Source organism: Luteitalea sp. TBR-22 (assembly GCF_016865485.1).
In the GTDB taxonomy this organism is placed as follows: domain Bacteria; phylum Acidobacteriota; class Vicinamibacteria; order Vicinamibacterales; family Vicinamibacteraceae; genus Luteitalea.
The window spans coordinates 26,493-47,315 of the sequence record NZ_AP024452.1; the positions used below are offsets into that span (position 1 = coordinate 26,493).

Annotated in this window: 17 protein-coding genes; 9 read left to right on the forward strand and 8 right to left on the reverse strand. The window is 70.1% G+C overall.

Features of this window, described 5'->3' with window-relative positions; all coding sequences use genetic code 11:
- The first annotated feature begins 19 nt into the window (after positions 1–19).
- The 5 genes from TBR22_RS00115 to TBR22_RS00135 are packed head-to-tail and all read left to right on the forward strand — an operon-like array spanning position 20 to position 7,390.
- Positions 20–2,077 carry a response regulator gene (locus tag TBR22_RS00115; protein ID WP_239490913.1) on the forward strand — a complete coding sequence of 686 codons (2,058 nt, stop codon included), beginning with the start codon at positions 20–22 and terminating at the stop codon, positions 2,075–2,077.
- Positions 2,067–4,022 carry a response regulator gene (locus TBR22_RS00120; RefSeq protein ID WP_239490914.1) on the forward strand — a complete coding sequence of 652 codons (1,956 nt, stop codon included), beginning with the start codon at positions 2,067–2,069 and terminating at the stop codon, positions 4,020–4,022. The genes TBR22_RS00115 and TBR22_RS00120 overlap by 11 nt, the downstream gene beginning before the upstream one ends.
- A gap of 51 nt (positions 4,023–4,073) precedes the next feature.
- Entirely contained in the window at positions 4,074–5,507 is a 1,434-nt protein-coding gene (leuC, locus tag TBR22_RS00125) for a 3-isopropylmalate dehydratase large subunit (RefSeq protein ID WP_255665303.1), read from the forward strand.
- Entirely contained in the window at positions 5,504–6,112 is a 609-nt protein-coding gene (locus TBR22_RS00130) for a 3-isopropylmalate dehydratase small subunit 2 (protein WP_239490916.1), read from the forward strand. Before leuC ends, TBR22_RS00130 begins: the two co-directional genes overlap by 4 nt.
- Before the next feature lie 3 nt (positions 6,113–6,115).
- Complete coding sequence (locus TBR22_RS00135) at positions 6,116–7,390, forward strand: putative sensor domain DACNV-containing protein (protein WP_239490917.1); 1,275 nt, start codon at positions 6,116–6,118, stop codon at positions 7,388–7,390.
- A 43-nt stretch (positions 7,391–7,433) separates the two neighbouring features.
- Here TBR22_RS00135 and TBR22_RS00140 read toward each other — a convergent pair whose 3' ends face one another.
- On the reverse strand, positions 7,434–8,345 hold the full coding sequence (locus TBR22_RS00140; protein ID WP_239490918.1) for a LysR family transcriptional regulator: 912 nt from the start codon (positions 8,343–8,345) through the stop codon (positions 7,434–7,436).
- A gap of 121 nt (positions 8,346–8,466) precedes the next feature.
- On the opposite strand from TBR22_RS00140, the gene TBR22_RS00145 reads away from it, so the two are divergent.
- The 4 genes from TBR22_RS00145 to TBR22_RS00160 all read left to right on the forward strand — a co-directional run bounded on the left by TBR22_RS00145 (position 8,467) and on the right by TBR22_RS00160 (position 14,913).
- Complete coding sequence (locus tag TBR22_RS00145) at positions 8,467–9,666, forward strand: 2-isopropylmalate synthase (protein ID WP_239490919.1); 1,200 nt, start codon at positions 8,467–8,469, stop codon at positions 9,664–9,666.
- Between the two features lie 88 nt (positions 9,667–9,754).
- Complete coding sequence (gene leuB / locus TBR22_RS00150; protein ID WP_239490920.1) at positions 9,755–10,816, forward strand: 3-isopropylmalate dehydrogenase; 1,062 nt, start codon at positions 9,755–9,757, stop codon at positions 10,814–10,816.
- 107 nt (positions 10,817–10,923) lie between these two features.
- Positions 10,924–11,829: an amidohydrolase family protein gene (locus TBR22_RS00155; protein WP_239490921.1), complete on the forward strand. Its 906-nt coding sequence runs from the start codon at positions 10,924–10,926 to the stop codon at positions 11,827–11,829.
- 171 nt (positions 11,830–12,000) lie between these two features.
- A complete protein-coding gene (locus TBR22_RS00160) occupies positions 12,001–14,913 on the forward strand; it encodes a TonB-dependent receptor domain-containing protein (RefSeq protein ID WP_239490922.1) in 2,913 nt (970 codons plus the stop codon).
- Between the two features lie 25 nt (positions 14,914–14,938).
- Here TBR22_RS00160 and TBR22_RS00165 read toward each other — a convergent pair whose 3' ends face one another.
- The 7 genes from TBR22_RS00165 to TBR22_RS00195 all read right to left on the reverse strand — a co-directional run bounded on the left by TBR22_RS00165 (position 14,939) and on the right by TBR22_RS00195 (position 20,777).
- Complete coding sequence (locus TBR22_RS00165; protein WP_239490923.1) at positions 14,939–16,183, reverse strand: M14 family zinc carboxypeptidase; 1,245 nt, start codon at positions 16,181–16,183, stop codon at positions 14,939–14,941.
- A gap of 43 nt (positions 16,184–16,226) precedes the next feature.
- Positions 16,227–16,970: a DUF6515 family protein gene (locus TBR22_RS00170; protein ID WP_239490924.1), complete on the reverse strand. Its 744-nt coding sequence runs from the start codon at positions 16,968–16,970 to the stop codon at positions 16,227–16,229.
- 25 nt (positions 16,971–16,995) lie between these two features.
- Positions 16,996–17,817, reverse strand: coding sequence for a DUF2092 domain-containing protein (locus TBR22_RS00175; RefSeq protein ID WP_239490925.1), 822 nt, complete (start codon positions 17,815–17,817; stop codon positions 16,996–16,998).
- 135 nt (positions 17,818–17,952) lie between these two features.
- Positions 17,953–18,978 (reverse strand): WD40 repeat domain-containing protein, encoded by a 1,026-nt coding sequence (locus tag TBR22_RS00180; RefSeq protein ID WP_239490926.1) that lies wholly within the window; start codon positions 18,976–18,978, stop codon positions 17,953–17,955.
- Positions 18,979–18,982: 4 nt separating this feature from the next.
- Positions 18,983–19,618 carry a hypothetical protein gene (locus TBR22_RS00185; protein WP_239490927.1) on the reverse strand — a complete coding sequence of 212 codons (636 nt, stop codon included), beginning with the start codon at positions 19,616–19,618 and terminating at the stop codon, positions 18,983–18,985.
- A gap of 506 nt (positions 19,619–20,124) precedes the next feature.
- Positions 20,125–20,532: a PIN domain-containing protein gene (locus TBR22_RS00190; protein ID WP_239490928.1), complete on the reverse strand. Its 408-nt coding sequence runs from the start codon at positions 20,530–20,532 to the stop codon at positions 20,125–20,127.
- Positions 20,529–20,777 carry a ribbon-helix-helix protein, CopG family gene (locus TBR22_RS00195; protein ID WP_239490929.1) on the reverse strand — a complete coding sequence of 83 codons (249 nt, stop codon included), beginning with the start codon at positions 20,775–20,777 and terminating at the stop codon, positions 20,529–20,531. The genes TBR22_RS00190 and TBR22_RS00195 overlap by 4 nt, the downstream gene beginning before the upstream one ends.
- Positions 20,778–20,823: the final 46 nt, after the last annotated feature.

Below are 20,823 nucleotides of genomic sequence, written 5' to 3' on the forward strand. Positions count from 1 at the left end.
TTGCTCCCTTGCAGTTGGAATGCGCGGCGAACCAGGGGGACGCGAGGCACCCGACATCAGCGCCCTCAGGCGCGAGGCCTCGCTGCTCTGCGACGCCACGGGACGGGTGACATGGGCCGACGACTCGGCCGCTCGCGTGCTCGGCATCGCTCCCGGCGACATCCTCACGACGCACGCCGTGCCAGGTACGGAAGCCAAGCTGGCGCGCCTGCTCGACGAGGCGACGCGCGGACCGATCAAGGACTATGAGATCTGCCTGATGGTCGCCGGGGCGCCACGCACGGTGCTTTGCTCGGTCTTCGACTACCCCGGGCAGCGCCTCCTCTTGGTCGGCAGTCTCGTCCCGGAGCAGTACAGCCGCATGGTGAGTCAGGTCAGCCAGGCGGTGGCCGAGCTCGGCGAACTGCAGCGGCAGTCCGATCGGCAGCAGCGGGAACTGCAGCGCCGACACGACGACCTCGCGCGACTCAACGTCGAGCTCGACGACTCGGCACGCGGCATGGCCGCGCTGCACGCGGAGGTGCAGGAGAACGCCGACTCGCTCCGGCGCCTCTCCGAGGTGAAGTCGCGCGTCGTCTCCAACGTGAGCCACGAGTTCCGCACCCCGCTGAACTCGATCATCGGACTGACCAACATCCTGCTGTCGCGTGTCGATGGCGAGCTGTCGCCCGAGCAGGAGAAGCAGATCACGTTCATCCGGCGTTCCGCCGAGAGCCTCACCGAGTTGGTGAACGACCTGCTCGACCTCTCCAGCATCGAGGCCGGCAAGGTGGCGTTCCGGCCGACACGCTTCACCGTCGCCTCACTGTTCGGCGCCTTGCGGGGCATGCTGCGGCCACTGGTCGCCCCCCCGTCCCCCGAGGTGACCTTCGAGACCCCCGACGAGGAGGTCGCGCTCGAGACCGACGAGGGCAAGGTGTCGCAGATCATGCGCAACCTGCTCTCCAATGCGATCAAGTTCGCGCCCGAGGGCGACGTGCGGGTGCAGGTGCGCGCCGAGGGCGACGAGGTGGTGTTCGCCGTGGCCGACTCGGGCATCGGCATCGCCCCCGAAGATCACGAGCGCGTGTTCGAGGAGTTCACGCAGCTGGACAATCCGATCCAGCGCCGCGTCAAGGGCACCGGCCTCGGCCTCGCGCTGTCACGGCGCCTGGCGGGCATCCTCGGCGGCACCCTCGTCGTGGCCAGCTCGGCGCCCGGCGAGGGCACCACGTTCGAGCTGCGCATCCCGCGCGTCCATCCCGAAGTCACCGAGATGGCGGCGATGGAGGAGCGCAGCCGCGCTCTCGATCCCCGCCGCGCGCCGATCCTCGTGCTCGAGGACGACCGCCAGACGCTCTTCCTCTACGAACGCTACCTGCGCGACGCCGGCTTCCAGATCGTGCCGGCCCGCACCATCGACGACGCGCGAGAGGCGATGCGACGGATGCGCCCGGCCGCCATCGTCCTCGACGTGATGCTCGAGGGCGAGACCTCCTGGGCTTTCCTCGCCGAGCTGAAGGCCTCGCCCGACACGCGCGACATCCCCGCGCTCGTGGTGACCATCACCAACCGGGAGGATCGCGCCCGGGCGCTCGGCGCCGACGAGTTCTTCGTCAAGCCGCTCGATCAGGAGTGGATCGCCCGCAAGCTCCAGCAACTGGCGCATCGCTCCGGGCCCATTCGCACCGTCCTGGTCGTCGACGACGACGAGGTCGCGCGGTACATGCTGCGTCGGCAACTGGCCGACAGCGAGTACCGGATCATCGAGGCGGCCGACGGCATCGAGGGCCTGCGCCTGGCGCAGCTCGAGCGGCCGCAGGTCATCTTCCTGGACTTCGTGCTGCCGGGCACCAACGCCTTCGACCTGCTCGACGACCTGAAGGCCAACCCGGCCACCCGCAACATCCCCGTGATCATCCACACGTCCAAGTCGCTGGCCGACGAGGAGAAGTCGCGCCTCTCGCAGCAGGCCGCGGCCATCCTCCCGAAACAGAGCCTGTCGCGCGAGGTGGCCATCGCCCGCATCCGTGATGCGCTCGTGGCCGCAGGGCTGAGGCCCGAGGCCCAGGACCGGGAGGCGAGCCGTGCGGGCTGATCGGTCCGGGGTGATCCTCAACGTCAACGACGACGAGGCGACGCGGTACGTGCTCAGCCGGACGCTGCGGCGCGCCGGGTACGACGTGCGCGAGGCGTCGTCGGGATACGAGGCGCTGATGCTGGCCCGCGAAGGCCCGCGCCTCATCGTGCTCGACATCAAGCTGCCCGACCTCGACGGCCTCGAGGTGTGTCGCCGCCTGAAGGCCGACCCGCGCACCGCGACGATCCCGGTGTTGCAGACGTCGGCCACCTTCGTGTCGGCGGCGCGCAAGGCGCAGGGCCTCGACAGCGGCGCCGACGGCTACCTCGTGCAGCCGGTCGAGCCCGCCGAGCTCATCGCCACCGTGCGCGCGCTGCTGCGGGCCCAGGATGCCGAGGCCAACCTCCGCGAAGCCGGCCTGGAGTGGCAGCGCACGTTCAACGCGATCGCCGAGTCGGCGGCGGTGCTGCGCGCCGACGGCACCATCCTGCGCACCAACCGCGCGCTGCTGGCCCTCGTCCGCGCCTCTGCCGAAGAGGTCGACGGACGTCCCGTGCGCGAGGTCTTCCGACAGCGCCTCGGCATCGACGACCCCATCCTCGAACTCGAGGCGGGCAACCTCGAGCGACGGGTCGCCGAGGTCCGTGCCGGCGACTGCTCGTACCGCATCGTCACCGACCCGATCCTCGACGAGCGCGGGCACGCCCATCGCCACGTGCTGGTGATGACCGACATCACCAGCCTGCGCGACCTCGCCGACGCCGAGCGCCGGCGCGCCGACGAACTGCTCGAGGACAACCGCCGCAAGGACGAGTTCCTGGCGATGCTTGCCCACGAACTGCGCAACCCGCTCAACGCCATCGCCACGGCCACGGCGCTGCAGGACCGCACCGACGTGCCGGAGGAACACCTCGGCCACGTGCGCGCCTCGGTGGCGCGGCAGGTGCGACAGCTCTCGCGCCTGATCGACGACCTGCTCGACGTGTCGCGCCTGACGCGCGGTCGCGTCCAGCTGCAGAAGGACAGCCTCGATCTCTCGTCGGTCATCCACGAGGTGGTCCAGATGGCGCGGCCGTACCTCGATGCGCGTCGGCAGCCGCTGATCCTCGACCTGCCGGATTCGCCGCTGCCCGTGCACGGCGACAGCCTGCGCCTGGGGCAGGCGCTGGCCAACCTCCTGTCGAACGCGAGCAAGTTCTCCGAGGTCGGCCGGCGCATCCTGCTCCGCTGCGAGATCGATCGGGCCGACGAGGCGCACCCGGTGGTGACGATCCGGGTCGTCGACGAGGGGATCGGCATCGATCCGGCGCGCATCGACAGCATCTTCGAGCCGTTCGTGCAGGGCCAGACGACGCTGGCGCGATCGGAGGGCGGCCTGGGCATCGGCCTCACCATCGCCAAGCGGATGGTCGAGCTGCACGAAGGTCAGCTCACCGCTCACAGCGCGGGCCTCGGTGCCGGCACGGAGTTCCGCGTGACGCTCCCCCTGGCGCCTCTGAACCTGGCAACTCCGCCGCAGGCGACCGCCCTCGACAGCTACCTCCGCGATTACCGCCCGCCCGCACTGCTCGACGTCCTCATCGTCGAGGACGACGAGGACGCCGCCGATCTCATGCGCGCGCTCTTCACCGCGGTCGGTCACACCACCCGCGTCGCCCGCGACGGCATCGCCGGCCTGACCGAAGTGCTGTCGCATCCCCCGGATGTCGCCTTCATCGACATCGGGCTGCCGCGCATGGACGGCTACGAAGTGGCGCGGACCATCCGGCGCTCCGACCAGGGCGGCTCGGTCTACCTCGTGGCCCTCACCGGGTATGGCCGTCCCGAGGACCGGGCCCGGGCGCTGGCGGCCGGTTTCGACGTGCACCTGGTCAAGCCGCTGGAGATCCAGCGCGTCCACGAACTCATGGAGCGGCGCCAGCATCGCGTCATCACCCACGACGAGGCCCCGGGGACGCATTAGTCTCGCTTATTGGGGTGGGCCAGAGCGGCTGTCAGGAGTTATACTCTCGGCGTGGGACACACCCTTCTTCAAAAGGTCTGGGATCAACACACGGTGCGGACCCTGCCCACCGGGCAGACACAGCTCTTCATCGGGCTGCACCTCGTGCACGAAGTGACCTCGCCGCAGGCGTTCGACGACCTGCGGCAGCGCGGCTGGCCGGTGCGCTTCCCGCAGCGGACGTTCGCCACGGTCGATCACATCGTGCCCACCGGCAGCCTCGCGCGCCCGTTCCAGGACGTGATGGCCGAGGCGATGCTCTCGGCCCTCGAGCGCAACTGCCGCGACTTCGGCGTGCCGCTGTACGACCACTCCACCGGCCGCCAGGGCATCGTCCACGTGATAGGACCGGAACTCGGGCTCACGCAGCCGGGCATGACGATCGCCTGCGGCGACAGCCACACGTCCACGCACGGCGCGTTCGGCGCGGTGGCGTTCGGCATCGGCACCAGCCAGGTGCGCGACGTGCTGGCCAGCCAGTGCCTCGCGATGGAGCCGCTCAAGGTGCGGCGCATCCGCGTCGAGGGCACGCTGCAGCGCGGCGTCTACGCCAAGGACGTGATCCTCAAGATCATCCAGGTGCTCGGCGTCAAGGGCGGGGTCGGTTACGCGTACGAGTACGCGGGATCGGCCGTCGACGCCATGTCGATGGACGAGCGCATGACGATGTGCAACATGTCCATCGAGGGCGGTGCGCGCGTCGGGTACGTCAATCCCGACGAGACGACGTTCGCCTACATGGAGGGCCGGCCGTTCGCGCCGCAGGGCGAGGCGTTCGAGCGCGCCAAGGCCTGGTGGCGCGGCCTGGCCAGCGACGCCGATGCGCGCTACGACGATGACGTGGAACTGCGGGGCGACACGCTGAGCCCGGTGGTGACGTGGGGGCTGCACCCGGGACAGTCGGTGGGCGTCGACGAGCGCGTGCCGACGCCGGGCGAGGTGCCCGCCGAGGACCGGCCGCTGGTCGAGGAGGCGCTGCAGTTCATGGGGTTCGCGCCCGGCCAGCCGATTGCCGGCACGCCGATCGACGTGGCGTTCGTCGGGTCGTGCACCAACTCGCGCCTGTCGGACCTGCGCGAGGCGGCCAGGTTCGTCAGGGGCCACAAGGTCGCCAGGGGCGTGCGGGCGATGGTCGTGCCCGGATCGCAGAACGTGCGTGCCCAGGCCGAGGCCGAGGGCCTGCACGAGATCTTCATGGAGGCGGGCTTCGACTGGCGCGGTTCGGGCTGCTCGATGTGCCTCGGGATGAACCCCGACAAGCTGCAGGGCCGCGAGATGAGCGCCTCTTCGTCCAACCGCAATTTCAAGGGGCGGCAGGGCAGTCCCACGGGCCGCACGCTGCTCATGAGCCCGGCGATGGTGGCGGCCGCGGCGGTCGCCGGGGAAGTCGTCGACATCCGTTCGTTCGAGCCCGCCGAGGCGGCGCTCGCCGGAGGCCGCGCATGAGCGCCATCGTCCGCATCGAGCGCGTCGAGGGGCGCCTCCTCCCCTTGCGCGGGCACGACATCGACACCGACCGCATCATCCCGGCGCGGTTCCTGCGCGTGATCACGTTCGAGGGGCTCGAGAAGCACGCCTTCGAGGACGACATCGCGTCGCGGGCGGCGGCAGGCGATCCGCACCCGTTCGCGCAGGAGCGCTTCGCGGGCGCGCGGATCCTCGTGGTGAACCGCAACTTCGGGTGCGGGTCGTCGCGTGAGCACGCCCCGCAGGCGCTGCAGCGGTGGGGCATCGCCGCGGTGGTGGGCGAGTCGTTCTCGGAGATCTTCTTCGGCAACAGCTTGGCGATCGGCCTGGCGTGCGTCACCGCGTCGCCGGAGGATCTCGAGTGGCTGCAGGCCCTCGGCGAGCAGGATCCGCAGGGCAGCGCGACGCTCGACCTGACCACGCTCACGCTGCGGGCGGGTGGCCGCGACATCCCGGTCAGCGGCCCCAGGGCCGCCATCGAGGCTTTCGTGACCGGCGCGTGGGACGCCACCGGCCTGCTGCTCGAGGACCAGGCGGCGGTGCAGGCGACCGCCGAGCGGCTGCCATACGTCAGCGGTTTCTGACGCGTGACCAGAGCCTACCCGCCGGACGTGTCGGCGCGGCTGGGCCGTCGATGGGCCGAGGCCGGTCCATCCCGCATCCGCCTGCCGCACGACGCCGCGCTGCGCGAGATCGTCGAGACCGCCTACCACGCCAGCCTGCTGTCCGAGGAGCAGCGGCCGCTGCGGTTCCGCCTGCTCGTGGGACCGCCGGCGGCGTTGCCGGCGTGCTCGCCCCGCGACCTGCACCTGCAGGTGCTGGAGTTCGACCCGTCGCGGCGCTTGTCCGACAGCGAACTCCGCCGCCTCGCCCCGGCCGCCGACTTCGAACGCACGCTGATCGGCATCCACGCCGAGGGCGAGGGTGCGCCTTACATCTGGGGGCTCGCCTCGTCGGGCGCGCAGTGGCTGCGCGACATCCAGAGCGGGCGCGCGACCCACGGACCGAAGCTGCCGGAGGCGCTGGTCGTCCACGTGCTCGGCCCCGGACAGTTGCTGCTCGGCCGCGGCTCCATCCCGCTGTTCGAGCTGCAGGGCGGCAAGGTCCTCGACAGCGGCCACGACGTCTTCGGATCGACGTGGATGCCGCGGCTGTTCGCGCCGGTGCGCGCCGAGGTCGTCCGGCTCCGGGCTCCGGACGCCTCGTCCCCCGGCCGCCCGACGGTCTCCGACGACGTCGTGCGTGCCGTGGCGCAGCACCTGTTGCGCCGGGCGCTGGCGGCGATTCGGCGGGCCCGGCACGGCGGCACGCTGCTCCTCGTGCCGCCCGACGACCAGGGCAACCTCGAGATTCCCGGGGTCACGCTGAAGTACCGGTTCGCCGACCAGGACACCCGGCGACGGTTCCGCCAGCTCATTCTCTCCATCGTCGAGACCCTGCAGACCCTGGCCGCCCGCGACGGCGTGGGGCACGTGGACTGGGCGTACTACCTCCAGCGCGACGATCGCGAGCTGCGGGAGCTCGAAGATGCGGTGGTGGAGCTGGCGCAGTTGATGGCGTCGCTGGCGTCGGTGGACGGCGCCCTGGTGATGAATCGCCGCTTCGAGCTGCTCGGATTCGGCGGCGAGATCACGGTCGCCGAGACGGTGCTGCAGATCCACCGCGCGATCGACCTCGAAGCCGAGGTCACGGTCGCCGAGGTCGTGGACGGTGTCGGCACCCGCCATCGATCGGTGTACCGACTCTGTCAGGCCCACCCCGCCACGCTGGCCTACGTGGTCTCGCAGGACGGAGCCGTCACCGTCGTGCATGCCCGCGACGGCAAGGTGATCTGCTGGGACCAGCAGACGTTCGGGCTCTGACGCGGCGTACGGCTCAGCCTTGAGCCTGTAGCCTCGAGCCTACCTACTCCGCGGCGGCGATCTCCTTCGACACGTCCTTCTCGAACTTGCGCGCCACCTCGATGAACGCGAGGGCGGCATGAGAGAGCTGCGCCTGCTCGGGGTAGACCAGCCGCAGGTGGCGGGGGAGCCGTACCTGCGCGACCGGCACGGCAGCCAGCCGGCCACTGGTGATCTCGGCGATGGCGCAGCGACGGGGCAGCAGGGCCACGCCGAGGCCCATCTCCACGGCCCGCTTGATCCCGTCCAGGCTGGGCAGGGCGAGCGTGATGTTCAGCTGCTCGTGCCGCTGCTCGAAGAGCCTGAGGACTCGCTCACGCGCCGGCGACGCCTCGTTGTGCGCGATCACGTCCTGCCTGCCGAACTCCGCCATCGTCACCTGAGCGCGCCCGGCGAGCGGGTGGTCGGGCGAGGTCAGCATCACGAGCTCGTCGTCGCCGATCAGGACCGAGGCGAGTCCCTTTTCGGCGGGCGGGAAGCTGAGGACGCCCACGTCGAGGCTGCGCTGCAGGACCTCGACGCCGATCTGCCGGCTGGGCACGCGGCGGATGTCGACCTGCACCCGCGGATGCGCCAACCGGAATTGCTCGACCACCGGCAGCACCACATGGACCGCCGCCTCGTTGGCGCCGACGAGCACGCGCCCGCGCTGCAGGTCGCGGAGCTCGCGCACGGCGCTGTCGGCCTCCTCGGCGAGCCGCATCAGTCGCTGTGCGTAGTCGAGCAGCACCCGCCCGGCCTCGGTCAGCTTGCCGTCCTTGGCCGCCCTGTCGAACAGGCGCTCGCCCAGGTGGTCCTCCAGGCGCCTGATGGCCTGGCTCACCGCCGGCTGTGTGCGGTGGAGCCGGGCGGCGGCCTTGGAGAAGCTCCGCTCGGACGCAACGGTCAGAAATACCTGTAGTTCAGCGAGATCCATGGGGTTCCCTGCCCCTGCCGACGATGGGGCGTGGCGCAACCGATTATATTTCCAGAAAGATTATAACCTTGACTAACAGGTCTCGCTCCGAGGAATGTGGCACACAGGGAGACCTGTCCGCATGGCAACCGACGTCCTCGTCTTCGACACGACCCTCCGGGATGGCGAACAAGCGCCCGGCTTCTCGCTGCGCGTCCCCGAGAAGCTGACCCTGGCGCGCCGGCTCGAGGCGCTCGGCGTCGACATCATCGAGGCCGGCTTCCCGATCGCGTCGGCCGACGACGCCGAGTCGGTGAAGCGGATCGCGCAGGAGCTGCAAGGGCCGACGATTGCCGCGCTGGCCCGCTGCACGACGGCCGACATCGAGTGCGCCGGGCAGGCGATCACCCCCGCTCGCAAGGGCCGCATCCACACCTTCATCGCGACGTCGGACCTGCACCTCGAGCGCAAGCTCCGCATCTCCCGCGAGCAATGCCTCGAGACTGCCGTCAAGGCGGTCACGCTGGCCCGCAAGTACACCGACGACGTGCAGTTCTCGGCCGAGGACGCCACCCGCAGCGACATCCCGTTCCTCGCGCAGGTCATCCAGGCGGTGATCGACGCCGGCGCCACGACGATCAACCTGCCTGACACGGTGGGCTACTCGACGCCCGACGAGATCGAGGCCTTCTTCAAGGCGATCCGCGCCGCGGTCCCGAGCGCCGACCAGGTGATCTTCAGCACCCACTGCCACGACGACCTCGGACTGGCGGTGGCCAACAGCATCGCGGCCCTGCATGGCGGCGCGCGGCAGGTCGAGTGCACGATCAACGGCATCGGCGAGCGCGCCGGCAACGCCGCCCTCGAAGAGATCGTGATGATCACGCGCGTGCGCGCCGACCGGGCGCCGTTCAGCACGCGCATCGACGCGCGCGAGCTGTTCGGCACCAGCCAGTTGTTGACCGAGCTCACCGGCGAGGCCGTCCAGGCCAACAAGGCGATCGTCGGCCGCAACGCGTTCGCGCACGAGTCGGGCATCCACCAGGACGGGATGCTCAAGGACCGGCGCACCTACGAGATCATGTCGCCCGACAGCGTCGGCGTGCCGAAGACCACGCTGGTGCTCGGCAAGCACTCGGGCCGCCACGCCGTGGCGCAGAAGTGCGAGGCGCTCGGCTTCGCCTTCAGCAAGCGCGAGCTCGATCAGGTGTACCGCCAGATGATCGCCCTGGCCGACACCCAGAAGCACGTCTCGGACGAGGAACTGGCGGCGATCGCCGCGCAGGTCAAGGCCGAGCACGCCCACATGGCGCACCCAGTGGGCTACGGGCATGGTGTTTGACGTTTGACGTTTGACGTCTGACGTCTGACGTCCGGCGCGATCCCCGATCCGCGATCCGCGATCCGCCGCTCCAAACTACAATCCCCGCATGACTCGCTCGCTCGTGCTGCTTCCTGGCGACGGCATCGGCCCCGAAGTGGTGGCGGCTGCCGAGGTCGTCCTCAAGGCCGTCTGCCAACGCTTCTCCCATCAGGTCGAGACCCGCAGCTTCGCCATCGGTGGCGCGGCGCTGCGCGCAGGCCTGCCGGTGTATCCCGACGACACGCGCGCCGCCTGCACGGCCGGCGATCCCGTGCTGCTCGGCGCGGTCGGCGACCCGGCGTTCGATCACCTGCCGCGTGAGCAGAAGATCGAGACCGGCCTGCTGGCGCTGCGGTCGTCGATGGGCGTGTACGCGAACCTGCGTCCGGCGCGGGCCTGGGAAGGCCTCGAGGACGCGACGCCGTTCAAGCCGCAGCGCACCGCCGGCACCGACCTCATCATCGTGCGCGAGCTGCTCGGCGGCCTGTACTTCGGCGAGCCGCGCGCCATCGCGGCCGACGGGCAGTCGGCGTACAACACGATGAAGTACTCGGTGGGCGAGGTGCAGCGCGTGGCGCGCGTCGCCTTCGGGCTGGCACGTGCGCGGAGCAAGCGGCTGCTGTCGGTCGACAAGGCCAACGTGCTCGAGACCTCGCAGCTGTGGCGCCGGACGGTGACCGCGATGGCGGCCGACTACCCGGACGTGGCGCTCGAGCACCAGTACGTCGATGCCTTCGCGATGAACCTCGCGCTCAACCCGACGCGCTACGACGTGGTGCTCACCGAGAACCTGTTCGGCGACATCCTGTCGGACGAGGCGGGCGCGGTGTGCGGCTCGCTGGGCCTGCTGCCGTCGGCGAGCCTGGGAGACGGCGGCGCGCTCTACGAGCCGGTGCACGGGTCGGCGCCGACGCTGGCGGGCCGTGACGTCGCCAATCCGGCAGGCGCGATCGGCTCGCTCGCGCTCGTGTTCCGCCACAGCTGGCAGCTCGAGGACGAGGCGCGGGCGATCGAGTCGGCGCTGGCGCGCACGATTCGCGAAGGCCACCGCACCGCCGATCTCGTGACCGCTGGCCAGGCCGCGACCTCGTGCTCGAAGTTCGCGCAACTGGTCGCCGAACGGATCTGAACACACGCCGGCCCTGGGCCATCGGCCGTCGGCCTTGGGGAGCGCCCTTTCCAAGGCCCAAGGCCCAACGCCCGAGGCCCAAGCCCCAAGCCCCTCAGACTACCCCCATGCCCCTCGCCCGCTCGATCACCGTCACAGTCGCAACGACCATCGCCGCTGCGTGCCTCCTCTGGCCGGGCACTCAGCCCGTCTCGGCGCAGCAGGCCGTGCCGAAGCGCTTCGTCATCGACGCGCACCAGCACTGGCGCAACACGCCTGACTACATCCCGACGCTCGTGAAGACCTATCGGGCGCGCAACGCGATGGCGTGCGTGCTGACGCGCATCGAGCACCTCGACGCGCTGATGGCCGCCGCGAAGCAGTATCCGGACGTGATCATCCCGTACGGGCACCTCGACGTCGACCATCCGCAGGCGAGGGCGCACGTCGAGGCGTTCGCGAAGGCTGGCGTGAAGGGCATCAAGATGCACACGCCGAAGTACAACTGGGACGACTTCGGCTACTTCCCGCTCTACGCGCGCATGCAGGAACTCGGCCTCGTGGCGCTCTTCCACACGGGCATCGTCTCGGGCAGCGGCAGCGGCGAGCCGGAGCCCTCGTCGATGGCGCGCATGCGGCCGTCGTTCCTGCACACGATCGCGCGCTCGTTCCCGAAGCTGAAGATCCACGGGTCGCACCTCGGCAACCCCTGGTACGACGAGGCGGCCGAGGCGGCGCGCTGGTCGCCGAACCTGTACTTCGACGTGACGGGCTCGACGCTGCAGAAGAAGCAGCACAACCTGACGGTGTTCCGCGAGTACCTCTGGTGGGACGGTCCGGCCGAGCACAGCCCGTCGACGGCGGTCTACGCCTTCGAGAAACTCGTGTTCGGCACCGACGAAGCCCCGGAGGCGCTCGACAGCGTGCTGGCGCGGTACGAGGCGATGCTCGAGGCCAACAAGGTCCCCGAGGCGAGCCGCAGGAAGATCTACGGCGAGACGATGGCGCGGCTGCTGGGCATCACGCCGAAGTAGGCTCAGGGCGTGCGGGTCGGAGCCGTTCGCCTGCGATGAATGGCCGGTTCCCGGCCGTCTCGTCCCATCCTCGTCACACGCGACTGCGGGCGCCTTGCCCGCGGTCGGGCCTGCCCGCGTACAATCGAGCCGCTTCCGTCATCGCCGAGTTCGCCCGCCGAGGAGGTGGCCATGTCTGCCAGGCTGTTCGCGCTCGTCGCGTGCGTCGTCCTGATTCCCGTCCTCGCGCTGGCGCAGGGCAATCCCACGGGGGCCATCTCCGGCAAGGTCACCGACACGGGCGGCCTGGCAGTGCCTGGCGCGACGGTCACGGCCTCGTCGCCGGCGTTGCAGGGCACGCGAACGGTGACGACATCCGAGAGCGGCGACTACATCGTCCCGTTCCTCCCGCCGGGCACGTACTCGGTCGTCATCGAGCTGGCGGGGTTCCAGACGCAACGGCGTGACGGCGTTGGCGTGGTGATCTCCGAAACCGTCACGGTCAACGCGACGCTCGCGCCGTCGGCGGTCAGCGAGACAGTGGAGGTGCAGGCCAGCGCCGCCACCGAGATCGGTCCAGCGCTCACGGTGGCGACGACGTTCAAGGCCTCGCAGATCGAGCTGCTGCCGGTCGGGCGCACGCTGAACTCCGCCGTGCTGCTGGCGCCTGGCGTGCAGGACAACGGGCCGGGCGGCAACATCATGATCTCGGGCGCCATGTCGTACGAGAACCAGTTCCTCATCAACGGCGTGGTGGTCAACGAGAACCTGCGCGGCCAGGCCCGCAACCTCTTCATCGAGGATGCGATCCAGGAGACCAAGGTCTCGACCGGCAACCTGTCGGCCGAGTACGGTCGCTTCCAGGGCGGCGTCGTGAACATGGTCACCAAGTCCGGCGGCAACCGGTTCAGCGGGTCGTTCCGCACCTCGTTCGCCAACGACAGCTGGGGCTCGCTGACGCCGTTCGAGGGCGACGCGGCCGTCGACAAGACGGTGCCCACCTACGAGATCACCTTCGGCGGCCCCGTCCTCCGCGAGCGGCTCTGGTTCTTCACCGCCGGCCGCTTCGAGAACAACGAGGAGAACCTCACCACCAGCTACACCGCCTACAACTACACACGCAAGGACGACGAGAAGCGCTACGAGGGCAAGTTGACGTACGCGCTCACCACGAAGCACACGGCCAAGGCGGCCTACACCAAGCGCCGGCTCGACACGATCAACAACAGCTTCGGCACGATCATGGACGCGCGGTCCCTGTACGACAACGCCAACGACGAGGACCTGCTGTCGCTGAACTACACCGGCGTGCTCACCGACTCGTGGTTCGTCGAGGGCCAGTACTCGGCGCGCGACTACGCCATCATCGGGTCGGGCGGGCGCCTCACCGACATCCCCAACGGCACCCCGATCTGGGATCGCTCGCGCGGGCAGGCGCGCTTCAACGCCGCGACGTTCTGCGCCGTGTGCGGCAGCGGCGTCGAGGATCGCAACAACTGGAACGTGCTGCTCAAGACCAGCTACTTCCTCTCGACGCCCCGGTTCGGGTCGCACACGCTCGTCGTCGGTGCCGACCTGTACCGCGAGACGCGCGAGAACGACAACTACCAGTCGGGCAGCAACTTCCGCGTACAGTCGACCGGCGCGGTCATCAACGGGCAGGACATCTACCCGATCTTCCGCGGCGACAACACGACCTTCATCGAGTACCTGCCGCTGGTGGCGCCGACACAGGGCAACGACATCCGCACCACGTCGTTGTTCGCCAACGACACCTGGCGTCTGAACACGCGGCTGACGTTCAACGTCGGCCTGCGTTACGACCGGAACAATTCGAAGGACCAGGCGGGGACGCAGGTGGTGGAGGACTCGGCCTGGAGCCCGCGCCTCGGCGCGACGTGGTCGATCGACGACGGCGCCAGGTGGGTAGCGAACGCCGGGTTCGCGCGCTACGTCACCGGGATGAGCACCGCCATCGTCGATGCCGGCTCTGCCGGTGGCCGCACGGCGACGTTCAGCTACTTCTACCAGGGCCCGAACGTCAACGCCGACCCGACGCGTCCGCTGCTCACCGCAGAGCAGGCCCTGCCCATCATCTTCGGCTGGTTCGAGGCCAACGGTGGCATCAACCGGACCACGCGCAACGCGCCCAGCATTCCCGGTGTGACGACGATGGTGGGCACGGACCTGGTGGCCCCGAGTTCGACCGAGTGGACCGCCGGCCTCGTGCGGCAGCTCGGCAGCCGTGCCACCGTGCGCCTCGACTGGGTGCATCGCGAGTTCACCGACTTCTACGGCGACTACCGCGACATGAGCACCGGCAAGGTCACCGACCCGACGGGTCGCGTGTACGACCTCACGGTGGTCGGCAACACGGACGTGGCCAACCGCAGCTACAAGGGCCTCGTCGCGCAGGCCAGCTATCGCAGCAGCCGCGTGACGGTCGGGGGCAACTACACGCTGTCCTGGCTGCGCGGCAATTTCGAGGGCGAGGACACGGGAAGCGGGCCGGTGCGGTTCTCCGGGCTCGACCAGCCCGAGTATCGCGGCGAGTCGTGGAGCTACCCGACCGGGTACTTCAACGACCAGCGCCACAAGGTGCGTGCGTGGGTGCAGTACAGCGTGCCCGTGCCGGAACCGCTCGGGCGCCTCGAGCTCGGGTTCCTCGAGCGGTTCGACACGTCCGATGCCTCGAGCATCGATGGCACGATCGACCCGCGGCCGTACGTGACCAACCCCGGCTACCAGACGCCGCCCTCGACGGTGCCGTACTTCTTCGGCGATCGCGGTGACCTGCGCTACGACAACGTGTTCCGCAGCGACCTGTCGGTGTACTGGGGCAAGAAGATCGCCGGGCTCGGCGGCTCGGAGATCTTCTTCCGGGGCATCGTCACCAACCTGTTCAACCACTCGGCGCAGACCGGCGGCAACGAGACGGTGCTCACGCGCACCAACGACTCGTCGTACCAGCTGTTCAACCCGTTCACGCAGACCCCGGTGCAGGGCGTGCACTACGACCTCGGCCCCATCTTCGGCCAGCCCACGGGCGTGGGCGACTACCAGGCACCGCGCGAGTTCTCGTTCTCGGTGGGCGTGCGGTTCTGACCGACCCGCGCCGCCATCGCGCCCGTCACGGCGCGGGCTTGACGCCTGTGTAGAACCGCCCGAGCGCCTGGATGATCGCCGCGCCAGACGCTTCATTGAGTTGACGCGTCTGCAGCACGGCGCCGCCTTCGCACAGCATCGCCGTGATCCCGAACTGCTTGTGCGGGCCGTCGGTCCACGTCCGGTTCTCGTACTGACCGACCTTGGCGAGCGTCACGGGCTCGATCAGGCCGAGTCGATCGGCCGAGGCCAGCGCCTGCCGCAGTGCCGTCCAGTCGCCTAGCGACCCGGCCTGCAGTTCCGGCCCCGGGATCAGCTGCGGCTCGACGATGCCCGACCAGGTGTGGATGGCCCAGATGGTGGTGACCGGCGCGTCCGACGCCATCAAGGCCTCGAGGTCGCGCTGCCACAGGTAGGCCTCGTGCGCTTGCCTGGTGTTCGCGCCGCCGGGGCTGTAGCTGCGGTTCATGTCCACGCCCTGCGCGTTCACGCGGTACCAGCCGTTGGCCGGCGCGTCCGGGCTCATCATCAGCACGACGTGGACGATCTGGCGCGCTCGCACGTCGGCGCCCGCATCGCTCAGCAGCCAGTCCACCAATCCCACGAGGCGCCACTGCGAGTTGTGCTCGCCCGGGTGCTGGTTGGCCAAGTAGTGCACCCAGCGCCGCGATCGTGGGTGCGGGCTGGTGGCGGTCGTGATCTCGAGCCGCAGCATGTCACGCCCCCCGAGCGTCCTGCCCACGGTGTGCACCGTGACGTCGGGGTGTTGGCGCCACCGCGCGATCAGCCCGAGGGCATCGCCGTCCCACGACAGCGGCGTCTGCGTGCCGATCCACACCTGGTCGGCCTGCAGCGGCGGCAACTGCAACGTGTCGGCCAGAGGCGAGGCCAGGTATCCGCGCTCCCACGCCAGCGGGTGCCAGTGCACGCCGTCGTACGAGAACGACTGGTGGTACTCGTTGAACGCGTAGTCGGTGCCTTGCGGGAACACGACGTCGAGCCGCGGGGCGCGCCCACGCGCGTGGCGCAGGATGCGCGCATTGAGCTTGTTGGGCCAGCCGGGCTGATTGGGCGCTGCGCCCAGCACGATGCGGAAGTGGTCGGGGCCGACGAGGGTGGCCGTCGCGCCCTGGGAACCGAGGGGCCCGTCGAACGCGATGTCGGACGCGTCGAGAGACGTCGGCTGCGCGACGGTCGTTCGCGCGGTCGCAGGTCGGGCCGTCGTCAGGGCAGCGGCGAGGGGGGCGGAGAGCAGGTCGCGGCGGCGCATGCCGGCAAGGATATGCCGCCGGACCCGACTCGTGCCGCGACCGCTACTGCACCACCACGACCTGGTACCCGGAGGACACGCGCTGGTAGCGCGTCTGGCCGCACTGCGAATAGGTGACCCCGCCGGACGTGACCGAGGTGCAGCCTGCCGGCAGGGTGGTGATGACGGCGCCGACCGGCGGGGCGACCACCTGGTAGACCACCTGTCCTTCGTGCATCGCCTTGGTGTAGAACGTGCCGGCGTCGTAGTAGTAGGTCGTGCTGCTGACCACGACGGTCGTCGCCTGCTTCGGTGGCTTGGCCAACATCGTGCCGATCGCGATGCCGGCCGCCACGCCGACCGCGATGCCGGCCGCCGTTCGCCACGCGTCGTTGTCCTCGTAGACGACGACCCCGCCCCGATAGCCATAGCGGCCGACCGCCGCCGCGCCCTCTTCACCCACGACGACCGCGCCCCGACGCGTGACCGCGGCTGCGCCCTCTTCTCCGACGGCGACGGCGCCGCGTGGCGGGACGCCATACGCCCCCCTGGACACGGTCGACACGCCTTCCTCGGTCTTGACGGCGGCGCCCCGCCGCGTCACCGCGGCGGCGCCGTCCTCGGTCTTGACGGCCGCTCCGCGTCGGCCGACGGCGGCGCCACCGTCCTCGGTCTTCACGGCACCGCCGCGACGCGCCGTGCGCACCTGCGCGCCAAGGTCCGGCATGGCCTGCAGCACCAGCGCGCCGGTGAGCGCCAGGGCCATCGTCGGGCGGATCCAGTTGCAGCGACTCGATGTGGTGTTCATCAGAAAACCTCGGTGCGCGGCATCGTCACGGCCGCGGAGCAGTCGCCGCCGGTTCGGAGGAAGACGAAGTCGACGCGGGCCCGTCGTCGACCGCCACCACGAGCTTGATCCGCTCGAATCCTGCGGGCACTTCCGGGGTGAACGTCGCGTCGGTGACCGCCACGCCCAACGTCCACGCGGTGAAGGTCACGTCGGTGGTCCGCGGCCGGCCGGTCTTGTCGGTGACGCGGAACTTCTTCGGCAGCGGGTCGCCCGTTTCTGCGACCCAGAGGTCCCAGTCGACGGCGGGGTGCTGGTAGGCGACGTGCACGCAGGGGATGCCGTCGATGGATTCACGTCCGACGTAGCCGCCCTTGGAGTCGGGACCGATCAAGGCGTCGAACGGCGAGCTGTAGACGAAGTCGGCCATCGGCAGCGGCATCGCCAGTCGCTCGGCCAGGCGGTCGAGCGTGTCGTCGATCGTGGCGGCGCCGTCGGTCCTGGCCCACACCTTGTTGGGGTCGGACACGAAGGTCAGCTTCTTGCCGTCGAACCACCCCCTGAACTCCACGTCACCGGTGACGCGGAACGCGAGCCGGTCCGGCCGCCGCACGGTCAGCTGGCGCGTCGTGCGCAGGGCGACTTCCTTGCCGCCCCGCATGCGCGGGCGGGTGTCGGTGGTCTCCACCGTGAACGTCCGGGCGGCAGCGAGGTGCTCGCTCATCCGGCGGACGATCTCGTCGCCGCGCTGTCGCCGTGCCTCGGGGGTGGTGGGTTCGCGCGAGCAACCCGCCGCAGCGAGCCATGCCGCACATGCCAGCAGCACGATGCCGGTCCGGGCGCGCCCGGCGGCCGTGAATGTACTCATGGGGGTCTCCCCTTGGCCCCGGGGACGCCGTCGTCCATCCGGTGAGGTCAGCCGGGGCAAGGCGCCAGCATCTCACAACCGCAACCGGGTCGCCATCCACCAGTCGGCTCGGCCGCCTTCGCGACAACGCGCCGTTCAGTTCCGCTGCGACACGGGCCACGCGCGGACGTCACGACCCACGACACCGACGAGGACCTTGCCGTCGCCGGTGAACGCGAGTGCGGACGGCGGCACGCCTCCCGTGTCGAACGTCGCGACCGCTGCCCGCGTCGTCGCGTCGACAATACGAAGACCGCCCCTGGCGAGGGTGCCATCGTCGATGTCGCCGATGGCAAGGAACCGGCCGTCAGGCGACCAGGCCAGCGCCCCGACCATCAGGGGCGCCTTCAGATCCACCGTGGCGGTGCTGGCGAAGGCTGCGTCACGCAGCGTGACGCGCCTGTCCACGCCACCAGACGCGAGCGTGCCCCCGCGCGGACTGAAGGCCACGGCGAATAGCGAGAGATCCTGCGCGATGGCCGTGATCGCCGTGCCGGCGGCGACGTCCCACAGGCGCAGGTCGGCTTCCGCGCTCGCCGTCGCGGCGACTGTCGAACCGGGACGCACCGCCAGCGCCTGCAACTCGGTCCGGTGGCCGCGCAGCGTGTGCCGCAGGCCGCCGGTGGCGGTGTCGAAGACCCGCACGTCGCCGAACTCTCCGCCGGTCAGCAGGATCGCGCCGTCGGCGGAGAATGCCGCGGCGCGCGTCGGCGCGGGGCCGAGATCGACCTTCACGACCACGGGCGATGCGCCAGCAGCCGTTCGTGTCCGCGCGAGCGAGCCGTCCTCGGACAGGCTCCACACCTCGGTGCCGTCCTTGGAGGATCCGACCGCGAGCACGCTCCTGTCGTGCGGCTTCATCAGCACGGGCGCGCCGGTCGTCGTCCAGATGGCCACCTGGCCATCGCCAAGGCCCACGGCTACCGACGAGGAGCCGTTGACGGCGACCAGGCTCGTGACTCGCGTCGGAAGGGTCACTGTGGCGGAGTGCACGACGGCCCCGGCACTGGTGCCGCCGGCGGCCACCGACGCCACCGGCGGTGCGGCCTCGCGCGGAGCGGAGCACCCGGCGCCGACGTGAACCGCGGCGAGCAGCGAGAACACCACGGGGATACGGGGCATGACGTCAGGCCTTCTCGAGCACCAGCTCGAACTCCACCGACGCGAGCGCGGCCTCGGGCTTCCCTGTCAGCGTCACCGGACGTACCAGCGTGCGCGACGTGATCAGCGGATCCCTCGAGAAGTTCTTGTCGACGTTGCCCTCGAAGACCTCGTCGGTCGAGAAGTACAGCTGCGTGCTGAGCGGCCTGAAGCCTGGCGCGGTCACGAAGTAGTGCACGTGCCTGGCGACTCGCGCCGGGTAGTGGCCGGGCATGATCGACTCGAAGGCGTAGGCGCCTGATGGTGGCGGCGCCAGCGAGGTGCGGAACCGGTAGCCTTCGAGGTCGTACAGCCCGTGGTCGTCGGCCTGCCAGATCTCGATGGTCGCGCCACGCACCGGCTCGCCGTGCACGGAGATCACGCGGCCACTCACGGCCATCGGCAGCCCGGGGTCGCCGGGCCGCCGCAACGCCGTGGTCGCGGGCGCCTTGCGCTTGTAGAACGGGCCCATCTCGACGTGCGCCGTGGGCTGGCGCTCGGCTTCCGCGTCGATCCACGCGTGCAGGACCTCGGCCTCGGTCCACCGGGCCGGCACGAGCAACACGCCGGCAGCCAGGCACTCCCGCAGGACGTCCCTGCGCGACCTCTCACGTTGGGGCATGGGGCCTCCCGAGACACCGCAACCCGCTGACTCGTCTTGAAGCCCGGCCACGATATCACCGGTCGGCGACCGGCCTGGGCGACGCATCCAGGCAGGACGCGGTCTCCCCTTCGACTTCGCTCTGGGCAAGCGACCGCGCAGTTCGAGCCAAACGCGACCACCAACCCGTCACTCGCCTCAGGAGCAGGCCCCAGCGGGCCGTTCAGCCAGTTGCCAGGCCTCTCTTCGGTGGCGGCGAGCAGGCGCTGGATGGCCTTGACCGTGCGGTCGGCCTGGTAGGCGAGTCGCTCCTGCTCGCGCTGCGCCTCGACCGCCTCGTCGCGGCGCAGCATCTCCCACCCCAGCCAGCCGAAGGCGATGGCCGAGGCGACCGTCACTGCTGCCAGAGCCACCAGCAGGTGGCGTGGCGGCTCGATCCAGCGCCTGAGGCGAGGGTGCAGGCCGAGCAAGGCGCCATTACAGGAACGGCTCCCTGGGCAACGCGTCGGCGCTGTGTCAGCGTTGTGTCAGCGACCCCAGTCCTCGACGCGCAGCCCGGGCACCCTCGTCATGTGGGTGAGGTTTGCCGTCACGAGGGTCGCGTCGCGAGCGACGGCGTGTGCGGCGATGGCGGCATCGAAGTCCTCGATCCGCGTTCCACGCCGTTCGAGGGTGGCCTTGATGCGGCCGAATGCGACGCTCACGTCATCGGTCCATTCAACGCGTGGGACCTCGCCGACAACGAGTTCGAAGCGCGCCTGCAACGCCGCCCGGCGCTTCGATCGCGGCAGCCGCTCGATGCCGTACGCGATCTCGGCCAGCACGGGTTGCGGGATCGCGACGTCGGCAGGCGCGGTGGCGACCAGTCGCTCGACGACCGCCGGGTTGCCCTTCATGAGGGCCGAGACCGCGTTGGTGTCCAGGACGTACGTCACAGGTCGAGCGGGGCCTTCGAGCGGCGCGCCACCGTGACCGCCGCCAGCATGTCGTCCACGGCATCGGCGGTATCGCGGTTCACCTGCCTGAGACGCTCGAGGAACTCCGGCGCCCAGGTCGCCTGCGGGGCAACGGCCTGCTCCAGCGCGCGGATCACGAGCCTGTTCCGGCTGATGCCGAGGGCCTTCGCCCGGCGGTCGACCGATTTCAGCAGCGGATCGGGAATGTGCACGGTGGTCGGCATGAATACATTCGCGAATATATCAGCGCGGACTGCCGGTGTCACGCGA

Coding starts and splice junctions, on each gene's coding strand:
- TBR22_RS00115 (WP_239490913.1), top strand. CDS start 20: ATGCGCGGCGAACCAGGGGGACGCGAGGCACCCGACATCAGCGCCCTC.
- TBR22_RS00130 (WP_239490916.1), top strand. CDS start 5,504: ATGAGCGCCATCGTCCGCATCGAGCGCGTCGAGGGGCGCCTCCTCCCC.
- TBR22_RS00140 (WP_239490918.1), bottom strand. CDS start 8,345: ATGGATCTCGCTGAACTACAGGTATTTCTGACCGTTGCGTCCGAGCGG.
- TBR22_RS00145 (WP_239490919.1), top strand. CDS start 8,467: ATGGCAACCGACGTCCTCGTCTTCGACACGACCCTCCGGGATGGCGAA.
- leuB (WP_239490920.1), top strand. CDS start 9,755: ATGACTCGCTCGCTCGTGCTGCTTCCTGGCGACGGCATCGGCCCCGAA.
- TBR22_RS00155 (WP_239490921.1), top strand. CDS start 10,924: ATGCCCCTCGCCCGCTCGATCACCGTCACAGTCGCAACGACCATCGCC.
- TBR22_RS00160 (WP_239490922.1), top strand. CDS start 12,001: ATGTCTGCCAGGCTGTTCGCGCTCGTCGCGTGCGTCGTCCTGATTCCC.
- TBR22_RS00165 (WP_239490923.1), bottom strand. CDS start 16,183: ATGCGCCGCCGCGACCTGCTCTCCGCCCCCCTCGCCGCTGCCCTGACG.
- TBR22_RS00170 (WP_239490924.1), bottom strand. CDS start 16,970: ATGAACACCACATCGAGTCGCTGCAACTGGATCCGCCCGACGATGGCC.
- TBR22_RS00175 (WP_239490925.1), bottom strand. CDS start 17,817: ATGAGTACATTCACGGCCGCCGGGCGCGCCCGGACCGGCATCGTGCTG.
- TBR22_RS00180 (WP_239490926.1), bottom strand. CDS start 18,978: ATGCCCCGTATCCCCGTGGTGTTCTCGCTGCTCGCCGCGGTTCACGTC.
- TBR22_RS00185 (WP_239490927.1), bottom strand. CDS start 19,618: ATGCCCCAACGTGAGAGGTCGCGCAGGGACGTCCTGCGGGAGTGCCTG.
- TBR22_RS00195 (WP_239490929.1), bottom strand. CDS start 20,777: ATGCCGACCACCGTGCACATTCCCGATCCGCTGCTGAAATCGGTCGAC.